Origin of the sequence: Pelagibacterium sp. (assembly GCF_048264985.1) — a bacterium.
In the GTDB taxonomy this organism is placed as follows: Bacteria; Pseudomonadota; Alphaproteobacteria; order Rhizobiales; family Devosiaceae; genus Pelagibacterium.
The window spans coordinates 113,015-135,896 of the sequence record NZ_JBLXCL010000006.1 but is presented as its reverse complement, the minus strand read 5'-3'; the positions used below and the strand labels follow the sequence as shown (position 1 = coordinate 135,896).

General features: G+C 58.4%; 12 protein-coding genes. 1 reads left to right on the top strand and 11 read right to left on the bottom strand.

Features of this window, described 5'->3' with window-relative positions:
* Window positions 1-250: 250 nt before the first annotated feature.
* The 6 genes from ACN0TA_RS15100 to ACN0TA_RS15075 all read right to left on the bottom strand — a co-directional run bounded on the left by ACN0TA_RS15100 (window position 251) and on the right by ACN0TA_RS15075 (window position 6,626).
* Window positions 251-883 (bottom strand): tyrosine-type recombinase/integrase, encoded by a 633-nt coding sequence (locus ACN0TA_RS15100; protein ID WP_417584399.1) that lies wholly within the window; start codon window positions 881-883, stop codon window positions 251-253.
* Between the two features lie 341 nt (window positions 884-1,224).
* Entirely contained in the window at window positions 1,225-1,764 is a 540-nt protein-coding gene (locus ACN0TA_RS15095) for a hypothetical protein (RefSeq protein ID WP_417584397.1), read from the bottom strand.
* Window positions 1,765-1,786: 22 nt separating this feature from the next.
* Window positions 1,787-2,635 carry a hypothetical protein gene (locus ACN0TA_RS15090; protein ID WP_417584395.1) on the bottom strand — a complete coding sequence of 283 codons (849 nt, stop codon included), beginning with the start codon at window positions 2,633-2,635 and terminating at the stop codon, window positions 1,787-1,789.
* Window positions 2,632-4,662 (bottom strand): vWA domain-containing protein, encoded by a 2,031-nt coding sequence (locus ACN0TA_RS15085; RefSeq protein ID WP_417584393.1) that lies wholly within the window; start codon window positions 4,660-4,662, stop codon window positions 2,632-2,634. The genes ACN0TA_RS15090 and ACN0TA_RS15085 overlap by 4 nt, the downstream gene beginning before the upstream one ends.
* 26 nt (window positions 4,663-4,688) lie before the next feature.
* Complete coding sequence (locus tag ACN0TA_RS15080) at window positions 4,689-5,663, bottom strand: hypothetical protein (RefSeq protein ID WP_417584391.1); 975 nt, start codon at window positions 5,661-5,663, stop codon at window positions 4,689-4,691.
* A gap of 108 nt (window positions 5,664-5,771) precedes the next feature.
* On the bottom strand, window positions 5,772-6,626 hold the full coding sequence (locus ACN0TA_RS15075) for a helix-turn-helix transcriptional regulator (protein WP_417584389.1): 855 nt from the start codon (window positions 6,624-6,626) through the stop codon (window positions 5,772-5,774).
* Between the two features lie 622 nt (window positions 6,627-7,248).
* On the opposite strand from ACN0TA_RS15075, the gene ACN0TA_RS15070 reads away from it, so the two are divergent.
* Window positions 7,249-8,901, top strand: a complete 1,653-nt coding sequence (locus tag ACN0TA_RS15070; RefSeq protein ID WP_417584387.1) for a cation:proton antiporter — start codon at window positions 7,249-7,251, stop codon at window positions 8,899-8,901.
* Window positions 8,902-9,508: 607 nt separating this feature from the next.
* Here ACN0TA_RS15070 and ACN0TA_RS15065 read toward each other — a convergent pair.
* From ACN0TA_RS15065 to ACN0TA_RS15045, 5 genes are all read right to left on the bottom strand, one after another.
* Window positions 9,509-10,177: a response regulator gene (locus ACN0TA_RS15065; protein ID WP_417584385.1), complete on the bottom strand. Its 669-nt coding sequence runs from the start codon at window positions 10,175-10,177 to the stop codon at window positions 9,509-9,511.
* Between the two features lie 168 nt (window positions 10,178-10,345).
* Window positions 10,346-11,677, bottom strand: a complete 1,332-nt coding sequence (locus ACN0TA_RS15060) for an HlyD family type I secretion periplasmic adaptor subunit (RefSeq protein WP_417584383.1) — start codon at window positions 11,675-11,677, stop codon at window positions 10,346-10,348.
* 24 nt (window positions 11,678-11,701) lie between these two features.
* Complete coding sequence (locus ACN0TA_RS15055; protein ID WP_417584381.1) at window positions 11,702-13,690, bottom strand: calcium-binding protein; 1,989 nt, start codon at window positions 13,688-13,690, stop codon at window positions 11,702-11,704.
* A 2-nt stretch (window positions 13,691-13,692) separates the two neighbouring features.
* Window positions 13,693-15,456, bottom strand: a complete 1,764-nt coding sequence (locus tag ACN0TA_RS15050; protein WP_417584379.1) for a type I secretion system permease/ATPase — start codon at window positions 15,454-15,456, stop codon at window positions 13,693-13,695.
* Window positions 15,457-15,568: 112 nt separating this feature from the next.
* Window positions 15,569-22,684 carry a peroxidase family protein gene (locus ACN0TA_RS15045; RefSeq protein ID WP_417584377.1) on the bottom strand — a complete coding sequence of 2,372 codons (7,116 nt, stop codon included), beginning with the start codon at window positions 22,682-22,684 and terminating at the stop codon, window positions 15,569-15,571.
* Between the last annotated feature and the right edge of the window lie 198 nt (window positions 22,685-22,882).

The following is a 22,882-nucleotide window of genomic DNA, read 5'->3' as shown; positions in this document are numbered from 1 at the left end:
CGACATCCTCGCCATCAAGTAACGCGATGTGACAGGAACAAGAGGCGCCTGGTGCAACGCATCAGGCGCTTTGCCGAACGAATTTAGATTCACCGTGAAGCGGTCGTTCGAGTAACTGCAGCGAATTAGCGCTTTGTCCACATAGCTGCATTCAGGGGCTGGTCGCGGGAACGGCAGGTTCCCAGCATCTGTGAACCTAGAGCCGGTGGAACGAAGCGGTCATCCGTGGTGAGCGAATGACCGCTCCAGCTCATATTTCGGTCCGTTCAGCCAGAAGCAAAGCATCCTCGATGTCCACACCGAGATACCGAACGGTATTCTCGATCTTGGTGTGGCCGAGCAGAATTTGGATGGCGCGCAGGTTTCCGGTTGCCTTGTAGATCATCGCCGCCTTCGTTCTTCGCAGCGAATGCGTGCCATAGTCTGAGGATCGAAGACCAATGGCTGTGACCCATTCGTCCACCAGACGGGCATACTGCCGTGTGCTCATGTGATTGCCGTGGTCAATACGACTCGGAAAGGCATAGTCACTGACACTGCCCCCTCGCTTCTCAAGCCATGAGAGCAGGCTGGCACGCACATCGCTGGTCAGTTCGAATTGAACTGGCCGCCCGGTCTTTTGCTGAACGACCATGGCCCGCGTTCGAATTTCCGGCCCTGTGACTAGGTCGCCAGTCTTAATCTTGACCAGATCGCAGCCGCGAAGCTTGCTGTCGATGGCAAGGTCGAACAGGGCACGGTCTCGAACCCGGCCCTCCCGATCCAGGAAGAAACGGACCGCCCAGATCTGCTTCTGCGTAAGAGGGCGTTTGGTCCCGACTGTCTTTCCAGCATTCCATGCAGCCCGTCCTCGGGCTGCGGCATCATATCGAGAGTATCCCATTTCAGTTCTCCTTTGGCCGTGATTGGCCAAAAGAGAAACGATGAGATCGGCAGCCGCGGGGCCGATTGCTGCCTGTCCGGTTTCGGCGAAATCGCTCGATAAGCGGCCATCCGGCTGCCGACCCCATCCCGGTCGTTCGCGTTAATAGTCCTCGCTTTTGGAACCGGACCCTGCATGTGCAGTAGTCATTGGCGACCGCGTCATGTCCACCCGACGTTTTGCTATCTCGTCCTCCGCACTCTTATTACGCACGGTGCAGAACGTGATTGTAGGCCATGAGGGGCCGCCGCGTTCCCATCAGACACCAGTATTAAACGAGCAAGCGACTGGTTTGTTATGGTTCAATCGGCCTTGCGCAAGGCGGTATCGAACGTGCCCTCGACCTGACGGCAGTCGCTCGTGTCAGCTTCCGTGAGCATGCTTTCCCTGCGGCAGACGACGGCCGAGAAACTGCCCTGCGCGGCGGCGGCCTCGTCTTCCAGAGAAAGCGCATCAAAGACAATCTCGGGGGCCCTCCCGCTGTCTTCGCTGAGATAGAAGGGCGGGCTCATCCCCTCCGGCCACCAGGCAACCGACGGTTCAAAGCCGGAGGCATTGCCTTCCATCAGCGAAACCTCAATGGTCAGGACGTTGCGCATGAGGCTGTCGGCCTCGGGGTCGTGAGCCTGGATGGAGATAGAGGTCACCGGGCCAAAAGATCGAATTTCGGCGGTCGAGGTCCCCTCGGAGGGCACATCGAGCGTTTCGCCCGCATAGGCCATATCGCCGATCGTAGCTTCGACTGAACCCACCACCGTTTTTGCAATTTGGCCCAGCGCAGGCTGCGCCAGGCACAGGGTGAGTCCGAATGCTGCCAGGATAGGCGCTGGATACAGTTTCATTGAAGACGTCCTTTTTATGCGCTTACGGGTACGACCAGCCGTCGTGTTCGATGCGGAAGATGCGTAGCGGGGCGTCAGGCCGAGTGGTGTCACCGCGCAGCCGGAAGACGACCGTATGCGTCTGGCCGAAATTCACAACCTCGACATTGATCGTGATCATGCCCCGAAACATGGGCTGATTAGGATCGGGTACGGGTTCGGAAATGGTGCCTTGGAAATCCTGCGCGCCAATGAGCAGGTCCGCGCCGGGAGGGCGGGATCGCAGCGCGTCTCTGAAATGAGTGGAGAAAAACACGTCGGGTGCCGCCGGATCACGATGGCTCACCCCACGAGCAGGATCATCATATTCATAGAGCGTTGCGACAAGCCCCCGTGCGTAATGGATCAGGTCGTCACTTGACCACGCATGCGCACCGGTCGTAGGCGCGGGAAGGAGCTTCGTGACGTCCATCACCTCTTCGGGCTCGCTATCCCCGAAAAGGACTTCATCGTCGAAATCGGCGATCAGGTAACGCTGCGCCACCCAGCCCGCCTTGCTCATGTCGGCTGAACGCATGAGGCACCAACGCGGCGGCAGGGCCTCGATCTGGGCTTCGGTCATCGTCGAAAAATGCGCCATCGTGTAAAACGGAACGCAGGTGATCTGCTGCAAACCCCGCTCGTCATGCGAGAAGGTTTCGATAACGGGATAACTGGTGCCCGGGCCCATGCGGGCATTGAGCACATCGTTGGCCCCAACGTCTATGACGCGCCACGCATCGGGACCGTGGCCGTCGATCTGAGCATGAGCAACTGAAGCGAAGAAAGGAAGCGCCACGGCGATAGCGGCCACGGCAAATCCGCGAGATTGTCTGGTCCCAAACACGATCATTCCACCTCCACGATGGCGCGGCCAAGAACGGCCTGCCCGCCGATATCGAGATACCGGACCTCATAGCGGCCCGGTTCATTAGGCATGGTCAATTCGAGTGTAGTTTCCTTGCCGACGCGATGAGCTTCGATCCAGCCGAAATCGGCCTGATCGGTCCGGGCGATCGAAACGCGCTGGTCGGCGCTCTCGGCGGTATCCGACCAGGAAACGGTGATGGTCTCGCCGGGGCTGGCCTGCGCAGGAACGACCAGACCCGCGCCATCATCGAGCGGTGCGTCAGCCCCAACGACTTCCAGCGTGCGGCTGGAAACCGTGCGTGCGCCCTCCTGCAGAACATATCTGATCTCGTAAAGGCCGGGCTCGGCAGGTGCGTTCATGTCACCCTCTAGGTCAGTCCTGACGCGGATATAATCGCGATAGGTTCCCTCATCGGCGCCAGCCGGAACGATGGTGATATAGTCCTGGGGGTGAATGGCCATAGACCAGTTGATGCGCAGCGATGTTTGTGCACGCGCGACATCCGGGCCGTTCAGGATCACCTCGGCCTCGACAACCTCGATAGAAGCTGATGCAAGTGTCCGTGCGCCTTCCTCCAGCACATAGCGCACCTCGTAAAGTCCCGGTTCGGACGGGGCGGTCAGGCTGTTTTCCGTGTCGTCGCGCACGCGCTGGTAATTGGTGTAGGCGCCTTTATCCGCGCCCACAGGAACGATGGTCACGTAGTCCTGGGGATGGACCGAGGATGACCAGGCAACAGTGAAGCTCGCTCCGGTCGTGACCGTTTCCGGGGCCGAAACAGATATCTCGGCCTCGATCACCTCCACCGGGTTCGACGCCAGCGTTCTCGCGCCTTCCTCCAGCACATACCGCACCTCGTAGAGCCCCGGCTCGGCAGGCGCAGTCAAGCTGCCTTCCGTCTGGTCACGCACGCGCTGGTAATTGGTGTAGGTGCCTTCATCCGCGCCCACAGGAACGATGGCGACGTAGTCCTGGGGATGAATAGAAGACGACCACGAAACATCAAAACTGGCACCTGTCGTGACTTCGTCGGGAGCGGAGATTGAGACTTCGGCTTCGACAACCTCCACCGGGGTAGAACCCAATGCGCGTGTGCCCTCGTCCAGGACATAGCGCACCTCGTAAAGTCCCGGTTCGGCGGGCGCAGTCAGGCTACTCTCTGTATTGCCGTACACCCGCTGGTAGTTGCCATAAGTGTTTTCATCCGCCCCAACGGGAACGATGGTGATATAATCCTGCGGGTCGATCGTGGAAGACCATGCGACGGTGAAGCTGGCACCGGTGACCACTGTAGCGGGCACGTCAAGCTCGATCTCGGCATCGACCTGCTGTTCCGGTACGGGGTCAGGCTCCGTTACGGATTGGGGCGGAGAGAGCGGCTGAAGGTCGACAACGTTTTGCACATGAGCCAGCGCATCGCGCAGCTCATCGGCATTTTGCGCAGGCACGAACACCCCGCCCGTGTTCTCCGCAATACAGGCAAGGCCGGCGTGCTCTTCTTCGGTCAGATCAAAGCCGACCACATGGGCGGTAAAGTTCACTCCCTGCTGCGCCAGCTCTGCCGAGAGCGCACAAGGATCGGCCTGGCAGGTTTCCAATCCGTCCGAAATCAGGATCACGGTAGCCTGCGTGTCGCGATAGGAAAGCAGATCGGCGGCCTGACGAACGGACTCGGTGAGCGGCGTGCGCCCGCGCGGCGTGACCCCGTTGACCGTCGAAATGAAGGTCGCCCTGTCCAGCGGGGACGGTGCAATCAAGGTCTCGATGTCGGAGCAGTCTCCTTCGCGCCGGTGACCGTAGGCCACGAGCCCTATGTTTGCGCCCTCGGGCCAGGTGGCGATAAGATCACCCATGACCTCTCGCGCGATCTCGACCTTGGCGACGCCAGCGATCTGCCCCCACATCGAACCCGAGCCGTCGTAAACGACCACCACATCCTCGGATGCGGCTGCGATAGACGGCACCAAGCTCGAGGCGAGCACCAGCGGCAGGAGCGCGAAAAGTCTCATGATCAAATTTCCCTCGCAGTGTCGTGTCAGGCAGGTTGGGCGCTGGCATCAGGTTGAGCCTGGCTGCCGAATGCACGCGTCTTGAGGTCGCGGAACTTGCCCGACATCTGTTCAAGCCGTGCATCCCATTCGGGATCGGGTTGCTGGCCTTCGATTGTCTTGAAATAGACCTGCATCAGGCAGGTAATGGCGAACGGCTCTAAAAGCGCAGCCTTGACCGCCCAAGCGAACAGAAGCGCAAAGACGAACCCGCCTGCCGCCCACGCGCCCGGCATCAGGTAGACAACCAGTGCTGCGGGCGCGAGCATGACGAGGAACACCACAAAGCTCAGGAGATAGACGATGATGGAGAGCCAGGCGGCATTCTTGAGCATGACCTTGTAGTTCTGCCCATAAAGCACCAGCGCGTCCTTGGCCGAGGCCCACGGATTGGTCGAGCCAGTCCTGATGGCGTAGGCAAGGATAACTTCGTCGATAAATCCGACCGCCACTTGTAGAAAGGCATGCAGGATGCCGGTCAGTTGCCGGACGCCCGGTATCGGCAAAATGGTGAGTAGACCGCGGATCAGCCCGGTGACCGCTCGCAACACGCCTTTGATGAGTTGATCGACTGCAAGCAGCACGCTGGCCTGCGCGAACCGCTCCGTCACAACGACCCTGCCATGCTCGACCTGCGAGCGCCCCTCGGGCAGCTGCTTACCATCGATCAACTCTACCAGCACGGCGATATGGCCGGCCTTAACGATGTAGAGGATATATTCGCGCGCCCAATACATGACGGCCCCGACAATACCGAAACCGATCAGGCCGCCCCAGAATGTCGAACCGGTCTGAAAGCCAGCATCGCCCAGGGCGCCTACGCCAAACCCGATTCCCGCGCCTGTGCCCGTCACAAGGATATAGGCCAAGGTAATAACGAAATAGACGGCCATCCTAAGCACAACGAAAGGCAGGGTCTGCATCATCAGACCAATTGCCCTGCCAACACTGAAATCCCACATGCATCCCCCAATTGCGCCCGCTCTCGTCTGGCGCGCGTTCTGAAGGTAATCGCGTCCAGGCTCGATTGAAAATAGAGCATTTGCTCTATTGGCAGCGCAGCACGGCGGTTACTTACCGCCGGCAAGTGTCGCGAGCTGCGCTTTGCTGGAGATGCCGAGCTTTTCGTAGATGCGCACGACCTGATTGCGCACTGTGGATGGTGATGTACCCAAGGCACGCGCCACCTGCTTGGTGGTCATGCCGGAGGCGAACAATCCAGCGACCTCACGTTCACGCGGAGACAAACTCGAAAGGGCGGGATGGATTGACAGGTGGACGAAATAATTGCTGCCGAACGGGGACAATCGAACATCCAGCATTTCGCCCCGCCAGCGATTGCCACGTTTAAGCGTGTCCATGACGTGAGCGGGTAGTTGCGCTATGCGCCCACCCAATTCGTGTTCGGCAAAATCGTCAAAGGGCCCCTGTGTGCACAGCACCCAACCTTCCCGGTCTATCAGCGCGATCGCTTCATGTTCCAGTGCCGCGCGACCGGTCCACAGTTCACGGTTCATACGCAGCGCCTGCGATAGATGTGGCATAAGCAGCTGCTTGAACCTGCGCTGGGTATCGCAGAACGTCATCGGTCTATTTTCCGCGCACAGACCCACGAAGCTAACATAGCCGTCCGTCTTTTCCCCGACGATCGTCGCCATCATGTGCGTGGCATCGAAGCGCTGCCAATGCTCATTAAAGGCCAGACTTGCGCGATAGTTTGGAACGTCATCGAAACGGGCGGTCGTGCCGAGACTATTGAGCGTCAGGTCACAGAAGGCATCCTCCTGGGCGACAGAGTCCCATTCGCCCAATATCGCCTCGCTTTGATTGAGAACCGTCAGGTCCGTAACCAGCCGGCCATTGGCCCAGCCACCGCCCCACACCCCGAAATCGAAAGGAATGAAGCGCTGTAGGTTTTTCAGCACCCGCAGGCGAAGTTCCTCCGGCCTGCATTCAGACGCATCATGGTATAGTTCCAGCAGAAAGTCGCTGACTTCAGATGCGTTTTTTGTTTCCCCCATAGCGACAGATCAACCTGAAAAGCTTCCCAAAGTCTGATACTGAGCATCTACGGTAACTAAACTTACGGCAAGCCCCTGAAGGTTATGCTGAAACAGTGCTGCCCGGTCACGCCGCCTCGACGCCCGGTCGTCTGCATGACAAAAGCCAACGCGAACGTCTGCATGCTCTACTTGGTCGCTGCAAGCTGCCCGCCTAAAACTATCTCATGCCGGTCACCAGCAGAGGATCCGCTGCGCCGAGGCATTGGCACAATTTGGGGCCGATTCCAGACTGGCCGGTTCTGGCGAGGAAGTGCAGAAAACCGACATTCAGAGTCCACCGGGAGGCGTTCGTATCAGGGCCGGCAACCAATACTTATCCTGATGCAAAGCATCGTTCCGGGAAAGCACTGATCCAATTCACCGTGCACCTGGTGGAGTGCGCGGATATTGGCTCTAACTCCGGTGACGCGTCTCGTTTTCGAAATGGGTCTGCCTGCGCCGAAGGCCATTGTCAGGGGATCCTTGTTGCAGGAAGATGCGTCACATGATCGATGGCATATTCTATGAAATCGCCTTGCTCGTACTGATGGCCTCGGCGCTTGGTTTGCTCGGGCTCGTCCTGCGGCAACCACTCGTGGTTGCTTTCATAGCCGTTGGCGTGGTGGCCGGCCCAGACCTGCTCGGACTGGTATCGTCCACAGATTTTATTGAGACGCTCAGCCAGATTTCGATTGCTGTTCTGCTCTTTCTGGTCGGGCTGAAGCTGGATCTGACCCTGATCCGAAGCCTAGGGAAGGTTGCCGTCGCTACCGGTCTTGGACAGGTGACCTTCACCGCCTTCTTCGGCTTCTTGCTGTGCCTACTCCTTGGGGTCGACTGGCTGACCAGCCTTTATGTCGCCATTGCGCTGACTTTTTCATCGACGATCATCATCGTGAAGCTCCTGTCGGACAAGCAGGAGATAAGCGCACTGCACGGTAAGATCGCGTTGGGGTTTCTGATCGTTCAGGATCTGTTTGTCGTGCTCGCGATGGTACTGCTATCCGCGATCGGAGTCGGCGCCGGTGATGATGGAGGAACCTTCCAAGATATTGTTCTGGTTATGGGCGGCGGCATAGGTCTTCTTGCTGGGGTCATCGTGTTCGCACGCCATGTCGCAACCCCCCTTCTCAATCTGATGTCCCGGTCGCCAGAGCTTCTCGTGATATTCGCCGTTGGCTGGGCCGCCGGCCTTGCGGCGGCGGCCGATGCATTCGGATTGGGAAAGGAACTTGGCGGACTTCTCGCAGGCGTATCCCTTGCATCCACTCAATACCGCGATGCCATCAACTCGCAACTATCGAGCCTACGCGATTTCCTTTTGCTGTTCTTTTTCATCCATCTTGGCGCCTCCCTGTCTCTGGGTAGCTTGGGCGACCAAATCCTACCGGCCGTAGCTCTTTCGTTGTTCGTACTTATCGGCAACCCCATGATCGTGCTCGCGATCATGGGTGCCTTAGGCTACCGCAAACGAACCGGCTTTCTTGCGGGCTTAACTGTGGCGCAGATATCTGAGTTTTCTTTGATATTTATGGCGATGGGACTGGCGCTTGGCCACGTGACTGAAGACGCGTTGGGGTTGGTGACGCTGGTTGGCCTCGTGACCATTGCCGTGTCGGTTTACATGATCACGTGGTCACACAGGCTCTATCAGCTTTTTGAGCCTTACCTCGGCATTTTCGAACGTCGAACGCCCTATCGTGAAAATGACAGCGAGACAGTATCTTTGGCCAGGCACGACTTTGTCGTATTCGGATTGGGCCGGTACGGGAGTCGTATTGGTATACGTCTCAAGGAACTCGGTTTTCGACCGCTGGGGGTGGATTTTGATCCTGAGGCGGTTGCTGCATGGCGTCGACTGGGCCTTGATGCTGAGTACGGTGACGCGACCGATCCCGATTTCCTGGCTCATTTGAATCTTGAGCAAGTTCGCGCTGTTGTAAGCGCTGTTCCGCGCGAACGTGGCGCGCTTACGGAGGCCGATCCTCAACTGGCCCTGCTACACGGACTGACATCATCCGGATATCAGGGAAAAGTCTTCCTTTCCGTACAGACGATGGCAGAGACTCAGGATCTGATCAGCCGGGGCGCGAGCGTCATACTGCACCCGTTCGACGACGCTGCCGATTATGCCGTCAGGCAGCTGGCGACTGTATAACTCTCTGCGGCGGGTACTCTAATGCGAATATTGAGAGCTCACACTTCCATCGATTTCGGGGCCGATTGCGGTCGGTCCGGTTCCGGCAAGGCATTGGGAAAGCCGACATCCGGGATGCGATCCCCCTTTTCGCCGCTGTCTAGGCTACGGGAAAGGCCACCACGGCCCTTAGCCGGTTGCTGGGCTTTTTTGAAATACATTGCAGCGGACCAACATTTATATGGGACGCTTCAATCCCTGCCTGTGCTGAGTCGCCTTAGGTTTAGACCATGCCCATCTACAGACCCGCAACCCCGATCTGCGCTTCGGCAAACTGTACAAAGAGCCTGCCCAGTTCCTGGCACAATCTTACCTGCCGACCGAGGTCAAATTACCCGGATGGGATGAAAACTTGCTCATTGCAATCAGCATCGCCGACTTGATGCCTGATTGATTTTCACCCAACGCAGCGCCTTCATGTTGTTCGACGATCCGACCTACCGTGTCACTGAGCTACTCCCCGACTTTGGACCACCCGGATGCGGAATTTCCGGGGATGAACGATCAGGGTGGGCCGGCTGCCCTGATCAAGCGAACCGCGCTACCAAAAAAAGACCAATCCCATCCCCTACTGCGTTGCACCAGACCTCTGAGCTTCCTGTTGCCGGCGCGCGGCGATAACGACTTCCACGCGATTGCGGGCCTTGAGTTTTTGCATGAGGCCGGACATGTAGTGCTTGATGGTTTTCTCGCTCAGATTGAGGTGGTGGGCGATTTCCTTGTTGGTCTTGGCCTCGAAAAGATGAGCGACAATCTGCTTTTCCCGAAGGTTGAGCCGAACGGCGTCGTTGATCTCGCGCCGCTTGCTGCGTTCGCGCAGGCCGGACAGTACGTTCGAAGCGAACTGGCGGCTGATGTATAATTCATTGGATACAACGGACCGAAGCGCCTCTGTGAGTTCGGCCATGGGGCCACCCTTCAGCACAAAGCCGATGGCACCCATATCCATCGCCCTGACAGCAGACTCCGTACTGGAGAAAGCCGTATAGATTATGACTCTGGTCGCTGTATGCCCGCTTGCTATCAATTTGATCGTGCCAAAGACGTCCCCTGGCATCGATAGATCCAGGAAAATGACATCTGGCGCCTCATGTTGCACGATTTCAAGAGCGCCGTCTGCCGTGGCCGCGGTCGCGATGACTTGATATTCTGCATAGTCCTCAAACACGGAAATAAGTCCGCGCAGCATCGCCGGGTGATCATCCACAAATGCCAGCTTTAGGCGAGGTGTCATCATCGCTCCCCCTTTTTACTCTTCTGTCCCTCCTTACAGAAAACCATATTTAATCGTAAACAAACAGTAAATAATCAATACAAGGTGCATTTTGCAAAATGTGATTAATTCTCACCAAATAAACTAGACTTTGGACTAGTGCCTTTTGATAAAAAGCAAATTAATGCACCCTTACTCTTCTCGGAACGCGCGCGTGATTTGATCTGTAAACGGCTTGAGGAAGTAAGAAAGAGCGGTCTGCTGCTCGGTCTCAACGAAAACTTCCACCGGCATGCCGGGGACGAGTTGGCCAGAGCCGAGAGCCAATTCGGTGTCTTGGGCATGGACCTGGGCAACGTAATAGCTCTCACCCGTCTGGGAGTCTTGTTGGGTGGCAGCAGAAATCCTTGTTACCGTGCCCTCCACTTCCGGCGTGGTACGATGATTAAACGCACTGAAACGCAGGGTCGCCGGCTGGTCGACATGAATCTGGTCAATATCGTTGAGCGCAACCCGAAACTCGATGGTAAGATCGGCATCCTCAGGCACTATCGTTGCAATGCGCTCCGCGGGAGAAATGACACCGCCGATGGTCGCGATGTTGAGTTCGTTGACCACACCTGTTGCAGTGGCAAGAATTTCGGTACGCGCAAATTGAGCTTCGGCGGCGCCCAGGCGTTCCTCGATTTCGGCGATCTGGGCTTCAACAGCACGCAGTTCGCGCTGGGCGTCAGTCTGGCGCGTGCCGTCAAGGTCGAGGATCTGAAGCTCAACATCGGCGATCCGAACACGCGCCCGGGCAATGGACGTATTGAGGTCGCCTGTCTGGCCTTGAAGCCGGACCACGTCCCGTTCGGCAGCCGAGACCCGCGCGGTCTCGACAAGGTTGTTCTCGGCCAGTCTGCGCAATCGCACGAGTTCGGCGCGAGCCAGCTCAAGTTCCGACCGGGTAGCCGTGACTTGAAATTCCAGGCCCTCGATCTCTCTGTTGAGCTGAGCGATCTGGAGAGCCAGCTGTTCACGCTGAGACTGATGGCGCGCCAGATTGCCGGCAAAGACCTGTTGCTCGCCTTCAAAGATTCTTGCCGCTGCGGGAAAGGCAACAAGCAATTCGGAAGAAAGGACCATATTAGCAGTGCTGTTGGCCTCTGCCAAAAGTCGCGCCTGGCGGACTTCGAGCTCGGCCAGCTGTCCTTGGAGGATCGTTCGCTCGGCGCGGATTTGCGCGTCGTCAAGGCGCACAAGCACCTGACCCTCGGTCACAAAGTCACCCTCGCGGACGGCAATGGATTTTACGACGCCGCCATCTGGATGCTGAACGAGCTTGATGTCTTCATCGACAAGCACGGTGCCAACCCCGATGATGGCGCTCGAGAGCGGGGCGGTAACAGCCCAGCCCCCAACGCCACCAATAAGAAGCACGCCCAATATTGTGGCAGATACCACTCGGCCCCTGAACGAATAGCGCTCAGCGCCGCTCTTTGCGCGCCCATGGTTGAGGTTTGCGGTTTCGATGGCAGTCATGATCAGGCTCCTGACAGGCGCTACTCAAGCCGAAAGCGTGTCGGCGACATAGTTGAGATGCAGGCCAAAGATGTTGATGGTGAAATCCATGACAGCATCGCCGTTGATGTCGGCCGCCAGGATCGTTACGTCGGTTCCCTCGACTTGGCCGTGGGTCACAAGAATCGGAAACTCAGAGCGCAGCCAGTTATCGTCGTTGTCGTTATAAACCGTTCTGAACATGTCACGTTCAGTCGTGCGCGCTTCCCGACTGATGTCGTAGTCGCGCACCCGAACGCGGTCGCCGACGACAAAGTCAAGAATATCATGAACCAAATCTTCGCTCAGGGCTGGTCTGTTGTCGGTAACCTCGAAAACGAAGGTGTCCCGGCCGCGTCCGCCGGACAGTACATGCGCTGATCCGTTGATTACGAACAGGTCATTGCCGGCTCCGCCAATGATTTCTTCAAAGCCGCTGAACTGATCGTCGCCTATGGAATTGCCGCTTGCCTGCCCCATTCCGGTGTGAATCAGTAACTCTTCGGCGCTTTCGGAATAATCGAGGAGATCGTAGCCCTCGCCACCGTCATAATCGTCGTCGCCAGCGCCTCCGATCACGACATCGTCGCCCTTTCCGGCCTTGACGACGTCGTTGCCCGCACCTCCACGCAGGATATCGTTGCCGCTGCCCCCTTCAAGGTGATCATTACCGGTGCCCGCATCAAGCACGTCGTCACCGTCATCTCCGTATAATCGATCGTTGCCGGCTCCTCCCAAGACAATGTCGCTGCCAGTGCCGCCGGACAGAAAATCGTGCCCCTCACCGCCTTCGAGTATATCGTTGCCTGCGCCGCCATCGAGATAGTCGTCGCCATCCTCGCCGTACAGGGTATCGTTACCCATTTCGCCGAAAAGGCGGTCTGCGCCCTGGCCTCCATAGAGGATGTCGTTGCCAATGCCGCCAAGCAAAACATCGTCGCCCGTTCCGCCATAAAGGACATCATCTCCCGCACCGCCCATGATGTGATCATTGCCCGCGCCGCCCACCACCAGATCATTGCCAGCCATAGCATCGATGATGTCATCGCCGGCCAACGCGTCGATATCGTCGTCGAAAGGTGATCCGACAAATAGGTCGTTGTCCGGCATGAGGGTATGGGTTTTACGCACGATATTGAAATGCGCCGTCTGCCAGACAACAGCTTCACCATCGGTGATGGAATAGGTTAGCGTTACCGGGCCAAGCATGCCGGGGACGGTCGTAACGCGCCAGCCTCCCTCGACGGCGTCGAGCGGGAGCGTGTCAGCGCTGACATCTTCAACAGTGAGTTTGTCGCCGTCAGGATCTGTTGCCCCCCACAGCAGATGGTAGAGACTGAAGAGGACGGCCTGGCCGGCAAAGACATCGTTTAGACGCACCGGACCTTCGAGCTTGGGGGCACGATTGGATTTTGTGGCCCCGGGCGGGACGGACGGGCCACTATCCGTGATCTCCGGTTCGTCGCGATTGCTTTGGGGGTCGGAAACTGTCGGGACCTCGTCTACATTATTGCTGGAAGATTGGGCAAGGCGGTTGTCGTTCGACGAGGTGATGCGGTAGGCCGAGGGAAATGCGGACAGTCCGGTAATTTCGAACGAAAATCGCGTGAACCGGAATGGCGTAGCTGTGTCTGCGAGCAGGGCAGCGGGCGACCAGTCGATCTCTTGACTGGGGTTCTCCTTGCCGAAATCGACGATGCGCCCGGCCCTCGAAGCTTCTTCCTGCTTGGCATGGTCCCGCACATCGGAATGCTCGCGCATTCTGTGCTCGTCAGGCTCTGGTTCGGGTTTGTCTTTTGTGCGTGAAGGGTCCGCTTGGGCGTCCACCACCACAGAATCGAAAAAACTGCGGACATAGAGTGCAACCATTATGATGACGGCTCCGACATGGACGGGGAGCATTGTCAGCCGCTGCTTTGGGTTGAAGAAATTGAATTTTTCCGCCGGCGGTTGAGCCGAGGTTTCCGATCGTGTTCCCTTGACTTCGATTGTCATGATCAACCCACCGTCTTGAGGGGCTGCATGGCGGTGACAGGTGTGGTGGCCGGCTCGTCGGGACGGACAGCACGCGGCCCGCCGATCACTTTCTCCTTGGGACCGAACTTGGAAAGCCGTCCGTTCTGGATGACGGCAACGAGCCCGACTTCGGCCAAGACGCTTGGGCGATGGGCGATGACGATGGCGATACCACCGCGCTCACGCACACTGCGTACGGCTGCGTTGAGCGCAACTTCGCCCTCTGCATCGAGGAATGCGTTGGGCTCGTCGAGCACGACCATGAACGGTTTGCCATAGAGCGCGCGTGCGAGCCCGATCCGTTGGCGCTGGCCGGCCGAAAGGGCGGTGCCCATGGGCCCAAGTTGGGTATCGTAGCCGTCGGCGAGGTGAACGATCATGTCGTGCACACCAGCGGCTTGCGCCGCCTCGACGATCGCTTTGGAATCGCGTTCGGGAGCGAAGCGCGAGATGTTTTCGAACACAGTGCCATCGAGCAGGGAAACTTCCTGGGGAAGATAACCGATTTGGTGACCCAGGACTTCTTCATCCCATTGGGTCAACTCCGCGCCATCGATGCGAACGCCGCCGCGCACGGTCGGCCAAATTCCCACGATAGCCTTGGCCAATGTGGACTTTCCGCCACCACTGGGGCCGATTACGCCAAGCGCTTGTCCGGCGTGGATATCGAAAGAGATTTCCGAGAGCAGAATCTGGCCGGTAGTAGGGGCGGCGACGGTGATCTTTTCGATCGAGAGTGTCGTTGACGGGGTGGGCAGATTCAGAGGTTTGTCGGAGGTCTCGAGAGCAATCATGGTGTCACGAAGGCGACCGAACGCTTGGCGCGCGGCGACAATGCCCTTCCAGTTGCCGATGGCCATGTCGATCGGCGCCAGCGCGCGTCCGGACGCAACCGAAACGGCGATGATGGCGCCAGCCGACATTTGTCCTTGAATGGTGAAATAGGCGCCGAGCCCCAGAAGGGCCGATTGCAACAGCATTCGGGCCACCCGAGAAAAGGCACTGAAGGTCCCCACGACATCGCTGGCCCGGGTCTGAAGGTCTAGATGTTGATCATTGGCCGCGTTGAAGCGGGCTACTGCCCTCGCCGAGAAGCCCATGGCCCTGATGACCTCGGCGTTGCGGGCGTTGGAATCTGCGATCGTATTGCGCGTGATCGCCGCCTGCTGTGCGGTTCGGGTGAGTTTGCGGGACTTGAGCTCGGCCAGCGCAGTGAGCAGGGCGAGAAAGACGATGCCGCCGAGCGTCACGTTCCCCAGCATCGGATGGAGAAAATATACAAACATCAAATAGAGCGGCACCCAAGGCAGATCGAACAGCGCGCTGGGGCCTTGCGTTCCCATAAAGCCCCGGACTGTGTCGACGTCGCGCCCGCGTTCGAGTGCCTCGGACGTGGAAAAGCCAAAGCGTGGCATGTCCACGCTAACCTTATGGGCGATCGGGGCCAGCATCTTGTCGAAGCGGGCACCCATGCGCACAAGGATCTGACCGCGGATTACGTCGAAAAGGCCCTGAAAAAGATAAAGCCCAATAGCCAGGATCGAGAGAGCGGCAAGGGTCGGTATCGATCCACTGGTTAGCGCCCGGTCATAGATCTGGAGCATGTAGAACGAGCCGGTCAGCGCCAGCACGTTGATGATACCCGATATCCAGAACACGAAAACGCCAATGCCCTTGAATCGGCTCTTAAGCATGTCGTCCTCGCGATGCGCTGAGAGTTGGTTCTCGGCTTTGGACTTGGCCATGGCATTTCCCTCTTTTTTATCGGAGCCGTGCCGGTCATGTTCGATCAGCACCGGCGCCCTGCATTGCTTTATGGTGCTCAGGGTGGGAGATCCCGCCCTGAGCAAGAGTGCGCTAGAGGTTGAAGTCGGAGGCCGTGAGTGTATGGTTTCCGGTCAGCTCGATCCGGAATTCGGGGTCCTCATCGCCGCTCGTATTGCCCGAAATGATCGTGAAATCACCGTCGTCACGACTTTCATGGCTGATGGCGAGCTGCCCCGGGGCGCTGGCTTGGCCCGAAACGAGCGTGAAGCTTTGCACACCGGCAAGGCTGGCATTGGCATCGATCCCGGACAGGTCAATGCGGTCACCAGTCTCAAAGCCGACGATGGTGTCGCCTTTTGCGGCAGCGACGGAACCAAAAACGAACACGTCCTCGCCCGCCCCGCCATCCATCACGTTGACGGCCGTGCTGGCGATGATCGTGTCATTGCCCGAACCCGTTGTAACGTTCTCTATGCTGTAGAGCGTATCTGTGCCCGAATTGGCACCGGTAACACTGCCGCGGCCACCGATTCCGGTTCCCAGGTTTACGTTGACATCGCCGGTGATCGAGCCCATGTCGAGGGTGTCCGAGCCGGCGCCGCCATCGTAGTAATCGTCGCCGTCGCCATTCCTGGCGATGAACATGTCATCACCGCCGCCACCGAACACGGTATCGTTTCCCATGCCGCCATCGAGCATGTCCCTGCCGTTGTCGCCGGAGATCCAATCGTCTCCGTCCTCGCCATAGAGGACGTCGTCGCCGTCGCCGCCAAACACATCGTCGTCACCGTCACCGGCAAAGACGACGTCCCGTCCGCCTTCGGCATAGATGAAATCATCACCGTCATCGCCGCGGATCATGTCGGCATCGGAGCCGGCGACGATGTAATCGACGCCTCCGAGACCAAAGATGAGGTCCTTGCCCGTCGTGCCTATAAGCACGTCTGCGGCAGCGCTGCCGACAATCGGTGCCGCAGCGGCCGATGGCGCGGCGGTATCGGGCGTCTGGATGTGGTCGTCATCATCGTCAGAATGGCAGCCGTCATCATCATACTCATCATGGTCGTCATCGGTGTTGCCTGTTGCCGTGCGCACGAAAGGGTCGCCGTCAGTCGGCGCCGCGAAGGTGACGGTACTCTCGCCGAAGCTGATCGTCGTGACGCCATCGACAGTCGAGGACGAATAGTCATCAGTCCCTTCGGGAAGTTCGATGACATCCTGGGGCCTCAATGTGCCCACGATAGTGTCGTTGCCTCCATTGGACCGGAAGACGATACGATGCCCGGACTGCAGAGCACTTATGTCGACGATATCGTCGCCAGCCATGCCATCGATGGTAATGGTGCTGAAGTTGAGGCTGGTTGGGTTGAAATTGCCCACCACCTGGATGGTGTCGCCCCCGCTGACGCCGGTGTCGAGCCCGCCATTGTTGTTGTTTGCGGTTACATTGAGGGTATTGACCCGGATCTCTTCAATGTTGTCGAGTTCGGCAATCAGACTTTCGACCCCGCCAACAGTCCGGGTGATCGCGATTTCCGTGCCCGTTGCGAATGAAACACCGAGTGAGGCGGACAGCGCCGAGGCGATGGCTGCGTTCTGGGCACCCGTTACCGCGTAGATGCGGAACGTTTCCGAACCGGCGACACCGTTAAGCACATAGGTATCCGTGCCGGCTCCCCCATTGATGCGATCGCGCCCGTGTGTGCTGGTCTGCGTGATGGTATCGGCACCTGCTCCGCCATCGATAATGTCGTCTCCGGCACCGCCGTCGATGGTATCATTGCCGCCGAAGCCGTTGAGTATGTCATTGCCCCCATTGCCGTTGAGCGTGTCGTTGCCGCCCAACGTAAAGAACAGGACATTTTGAGGGTTGACCCCATCGGCGATATCATCCCCCTCCGTACCGTTGAAGGTGTTGTTGACCAGAGGTGTGCCGTTCCAGTCGTCGCCGACAACTGCTGTCGCCTGGGACACAAGAACTTCGGGATTGCCTAGAGCGTCGGTAAAGCTGACGTGGACGCGAAGAATGTCTCCGACCTGGCCACCCAGACCAAAAAGGCCATCGTTGGGAGCAAATCCAGCAGAGGTTCCACCGACCAGAGGGGAGATGTTCTGCCAGGTGGCGCCGCCGTTGCTGGAGACCTGCCATTGGTAGCTTAGTGCTCCCAGCCCGTCGGCATCTGCGATAGATGAAGTGTCGACGGTGAGAATCTGACCTTCGGTGGGAGTCATGTCGCTGATGATTGGCAGACCCGTCGCAGGGCTGTTGGGCGGCGGCAGGAGCTGATCTATGGTGAAGGTGCCATCGGCAAACCGAAGTTGTTCGATATTGAACAGACGGTCTGTACCTTCCGCTTCAAGAGTGCGGCCCGTAGCCGGATCGATGACTCCCGCCGTTTGCTCCACATGGCTGACTGTTACGCTGCCATCTGCGTTGCGGGTGATTTCGTAGTTCTCGAGAACATCCCAATAGACCGCGGTATCGATATCGCCTTCTTGCCCGCCATCGAGTATCTCGCGCCGCGCTTCAAGTTGGGCGGGACGGATGTCGCGCGAGAAAAGAAGCGATTCCAGAGTGCGGCCCTCAAAAAGCATGGTGCCATCAAGATCGTAGACCTTGCTGGTCAAGCGCGAAGCGGTAGCAAACTCGACCCCATTTTCGTCGACGATACCGATGCGGACGCTGAGCCATTTGTCGCCGTCGATGATGTCGTTGCCAGCCATGCCGCGGATTTCGTCCGAGCCACCGCCACCAAGCAGGATGTCGGAGCCGTCCGAGGTATCCATGACCGCGGTTTCACGGATGCCATTGGGATCTATGACGATGGGCACCGCGCCATCATCTGCTTCCTCTTCGCTGGGCATAATTAGATTGTGGGGATTCCAGACGTCGAAGCGTTCGAGATGGGCGACCAGGTCGGCCAGCCCGTCGATGAGGTGAAGGTTCTTTTCCAGCAGCGCATTCGAAAAACTGTCGATGGGAGCGTCTGGATCGACCTGAGCGGCATTGCCGAGGGCGTCATAAGCTCCGACCACCACTTCGCGTCCGGTCAGTTTGTCGTCGTAGTTCCAGCCTGAGAGGCCTTCGACAAGATCGTAGCGATCGCGCAGGATATTGTTCTGCTGGTTGACGAAGATCGAGACGTTCATGTCTGCATCGGCGGCGTAGTTGTTATCCTGGAACGTGGTCCAGTCAAAACCCGCCATGCCGTTATTGCGGTTGATGCCGATGCCTTGAACCATGATGTCGTCGCCCGATTCAGCGTCGAAATCGGTATCGTTCTCGCCAGAGATCATGATGTCATGACCGATGATGCGGGAGTTGAAGAACAGCTGGGAATTGTCGCCGGTCAGGGTGTTCATGTTGCCCTGACCCTCCATCCAGTCGTTGCCTTCATTGCCATAGACCACCCCGCCGCCTCCGGACGCGGCGCGGATGAAATCGTCTCCGTGTCCCCCGAAAATCGCCTTGTCTTCAGAGCCGCCGGAAAGAACGTCCTTGCCATCTCCACCGAAGATCAGGTCGAGGCCCATGCCGCCATTGATAACGTCATCTCCACCCTCACCCTTGATCACGTCGGCATCGCCGATGTCGGTGCCGCTGTCGGTGATGACGTCGTCGCCGTCACCGCCATGGATGTGGTCGACGCCATATCCGCCCTCGATCGTGTCGTTTCCGCCTTCACCCCAGATTGTGTCGTCGCCAGCGCCTCCGACAATGAAATCGTCCTCATTGGTGCCGCCGATCACGACGTGTTCACCACCGGTATACTGGATGAAATCGACATCGCCGTCATTATCGAGATCGCGGCGCATAACCAGCGAATCGGAGCCCGTTATGGCCGAAATTACGTCGGGTTCGCGCGTCGGATCGGCCGAACCCAGCCCTTCATTGTACTGTTTGGCCTGGTCCATTTCGATGACATAGTCGGCCGTCTGGAAGGCGGCGCCGTTGATATGCAAACCAGCATCTTCGGTATCGGTATTGCGCCGGATCAAATCGGCAAAGCTGTCGCTTTCCAATTCGGTCAGCAGGTTCATGCCCTGGGTGCGGCTGAGATAGTAGAAGCGGTCGGCGTTCTGCAGGTTCTGAATCTGGAGTTCGAAGACGAAGGTGAAGGTCGAGCCGAGCATCCCGCCAAATGGCATCAGAGCCTCAGCCAGACCACCGATCCAGAAATCGACGGCATTCATGCCGGTTTCCTGATTGGCCCATTCTCCAGTTGAATTGAGGAAGTCCAGCCGATCAGCGGGCGCGCCGTCTTCGCCGAACACCAGCGCCCATGCCGCATCGCGTTTGGCCCCGGCCGTCGTTGCGGCAAGGAGTGAAGTGTGAGTTCCGTAGGCGGCTATGAAATTGACGATCGAAAGTGGATTTTTGATGTTCTGGGCGTAGTCTGACCAGCTTGAATAGGGCTTGAGATAGGAATCGTTGGTTTGGGAATAGATCTGGCGCCGCGCGTCATTGAGCGAGGGAATGCCAGTTTCCCGCGCGCGGGCAATGTTGAGCGCGGCAAGGTCGAGTGGCAACCCGACGAGGTTGTTGCGCAGGGCGCCTGTCATAAACTCGTCGATCTCGTTGCCCGCCTGACGTGTCATTCCACGCAAGATGGCCCCGGCGGCTTGTTCCGCTGTTGTTCCCGCCTCTGCAAAGGCCATGGGGTTAAGGAAAGCTTCGATCAGGCCCATTTCACTTGGCGTCGCCCCACCCCCGGCGAAATTGAGCATTTCGACGGTCTCGTTGAGCATCGAATGGCCGAAGCGGTAAACGACCTGAGCGAATTCCTCGAAGATCGCGCCATCGAGTTCGACGCTGTTGGAGAACACGAACGGGTCGATCTGCGGCGCGATTGACCGAACGAACTCTTCAAAGACAAGGTGCTGATAGACCATTTCGGTCGAGAACCGGGAGGCTTGGAATAGCCGTTCGCCGTCCCACACCAGAGTGGAACGGTCAGCGGGCATCTCGGTCACCTCGACGAGCAGCCATTGGTTGAGGAAGTCGATATCCCCCTCGGCCACCAGGCTGGCCTTAATCGCATCGACCTGACGATTATGCTCGCCATGAAACATTGTGTGCACTGCGGTCAGCACAATGTTTTCGTTACCCCGCCCATCTCCGACGATAAAGTGCCTATCCAGCAATTCGTCGTCGTATGTGGCATTGCCGCCAAACATATTGGGCACGATTTCATTGCCGATCTCATCATCGGGGTCGGGGCTCTTGATGCCGGTGACGGTCCCGTTAGCGCCTTGGCTGACCGTATAAGAACCCGGTACTGCATTGTGAGCGATGTCGTTGAGGAAGGCTCGGCCCGCGCTCAGGCTTTCAAGCGCGTCGACGGGCACATCGAGATTGCCTTCGACCAGGCCATTCGCGGTTACAATCTGGGGCAGGCCGTTGGAGCCGCGCAGGAATTCACCATAAAGATCTGTGGCGAGCAGCGGCACGCTGTGAACGTTGAGGTCATCGAGTGCGATGCCCAGCATTTCTCGAGCCTGCTCCTTGACATCGGCCCAGGTCGGGGGCCCGCCGGCTTCGCCCTCGAGCATATGACCGGTTGCGATGGGCTTTCCATCGATCATGACATACTCGCGCAGGAAAACCTGATGCGACGGGTTTGAAGTATAGACCTGATTGAGGTCGGTCCATGGTGTCGTCTCGTTGCGATGCTCGCGGACGTCATCCTCTGTTCCAAGAACGCCATCTGGACCCGGCTCGTTGGTGGCGCGGGTTAGGACCATGAAGTTTGTAAAGCTTTCCGGATCGTAAAGCGGATCATCGGGGTGCAGCGGTATGTAAACCGTGCCTGACCCGCCCTTTGCGGTAAGATCCAGTCCGTGATCGAAAAACTGACCAAATATCGTCATGAAGCCATTGAACGAGGCCGTGTCGCCGAGATCCGCGGCGATGTTCTTGATAAAGACGTTAGCCTCATCCATGCCGACCCCGTGTTCAGCCAATTCGGCGAGTACGGCGGCGTCGGCGGCGTCGGCCGCCGCTTCGGCGGCTGCGGTCGCCGCTTCGCCAAGGGGAATGGCATCGCGCGCGGCCGTAGCGTCTGCCACGGCATCGTCGGCCTGTGAAAGGGTTTCGGTTGCGTCTTGAAGCGCTGCATCGGCCAGATCGAGTTGCGCCTGCGCAGATTGAATATTGGCCTGAGCCAGACTTACTTCCGCGTCGAGTTGTTGAAGCAGCGTGAGTGCGTCCTGAACCACGCTGACTGCCGCAGTATGCTCGGCCTGAGCCGCCAGCAGGGCAGCATCGGCGTCCTCGTCGGCTTCGAGGGCCAGTCCGTGGGCGAGTGCGGCCTCTTCCCTGATGTCGACGGCAGCGGCGTAAGCATTGGCGTTTGCCAAAGTGGGGTCCGCCTGGAAGGCGGCCAGTGCCGCAGCTTCCATTGCCTGGGCCGATGCAAGATGTGCAGCAGCCAGCGTCACCGCATCCTGGGTGCTTGTTGCAATTGCCTGAGCTGCCTGTACCGCGGCAAGCGCGGTGTCGGCGGCGGTCTGCGCTTCGGACACCACGGGCAGGTGGGCATCGCGTGCAGCAATCGCTGATGCCAGAGCAGTGCTGGCATTGCCGACGGCAGATTGCGCAGTGGCTTGAGAGGCGAGGGCTAGATCATGAGCCGACTGCGCGTTGACCTGGGTCTCAAGCGCGGCAGTGAGGGCGGTGTCTGCCGCATCGAAGGCAGTTTGCGCATCGATCTGTGCATCGTCGATGGCGGCGCGCAGCGAGAGGGCCTCCGCGCGTAGCGCCATGACCGCACCGGTGATTTCCAGGGCCTGGGTGCCGGTGATGCCGACCGAGGCGAGCGCTGCGGCGATGGCGGCGGGGTTGTCGATCGACTGATCGGCAATGAGGTTGGAAATGATGCGCGGCTGACTGTCATAGACCGAGCCGTCGAACTGTTCGTAGCTGGTGGGCTGGCCGGTGCGCGGATTGGCTTCGGCAGGACTGTAATCGGGCGTCAGCAGCCGTGTCATGGCTTCGTCGCCCGCACCGAAGTGAATCATGTCAGGCTGGAAATTGTTGAAGCTGCCATCAACCGTGCGTAGTCCGAAGGGGAGCAACGGGCTGGAGATCAGTTGCTCAAGAGCTTCACGCGGATCGACACCTTGTGCGATCAGCGCCGAATGTTCTTCCGCGAGCTTGATTTGCTTAAGAATGAAGTCGAGGTCGTTCCGATCGAGCTTAGCCATTTCAGTTCCCTGTCCTTAGTCGTGGTTGCACCACGCCCAAATTGTCCATCTTGGACTGGATGTTCGCTGAAATGGCCGCTGCTGGTAATGACAGATGGTCTGATGAGTTTGGGGGGCTTAGGTCCGAAATAATACTGGACCTTGGTCTAGCGAGCCGGGTTTCACTTGCGCTTTGTCAAGTAATGTTTGCCTGTGGCG

Bases quoted from the DNA above. Each gene is read 5' to 3' on its own strand.
- ACN0TA_RS15060 (WP_417584383.1), bottom strand. From the start codon at position 11,677: ATGACTGCCATCGAAACCGCAAACCTCAACCATGGGCGCGCAAAGAGC.
- ACN0TA_RS15080 (WP_417584391.1), bottom strand. From the start codon at position 5,663: ATGTGGGATTTCAGTGTTGGCAGGGCAATTGGTCTGATGATGCAGACC.
- ACN0TA_RS15050 (WP_417584379.1), bottom strand. From the start codon at position 15,456: ATGGCCAAGTCCAAAGCCGAGAACCAACTCTCAGCGCATCGCGAGGAC.
- ACN0TA_RS15095 (WP_417584397.1), bottom strand. From the start codon at position 1,764: ATGAAACTGTATCCAGCGCCTATCCTGGCAGCATTCGGACTCACCCTG.
- ACN0TA_RS15085 (WP_417584393.1), bottom strand. From the start codon at position 4,662: ATGAGACTTTTCGCGCTCCTGCCGCTGGTGCTCGCCTCGAGCTTGGTG.
- ACN0TA_RS15065 (WP_417584385.1), bottom strand. From the start codon at position 10,177: ATGATGACACCTCGCCTAAAGCTGGCATTTGTGGATGATCACCCGGCG.
- ACN0TA_RS15100 (WP_417584399.1), bottom strand. From the start codon at position 883: ATGGGATACTCTCGATATGATGCCGCAGCCCGAGGACGGGCTGCATGG.
- ACN0TA_RS15055 (WP_417584381.1), bottom strand. From the start codon at position 13,690: ATGACAATCGAAGTCAAGGGAACACGATCGGAAACCTCGGCTCAACCG.
- ACN0TA_RS15045 (WP_417584377.1), bottom strand. From the start codon at position 22,684: ATGGCTAAGCTCGATCGGAACGACCTCGACTTCATTCTTAAGCAAATC.
- ACN0TA_RS15090 (WP_417584395.1), bottom strand. From the start codon at position 2,635: ATGATCGTGTTTGGGACCAGACAATCTCGCGGATTTGCCGTGGCCGCT.
- ACN0TA_RS15070 (WP_417584387.1), top strand. From the start codon at position 7,249: ATGATCGATGGCATATTCTATGAAATCGCCTTGCTCGTACTGATGGCC.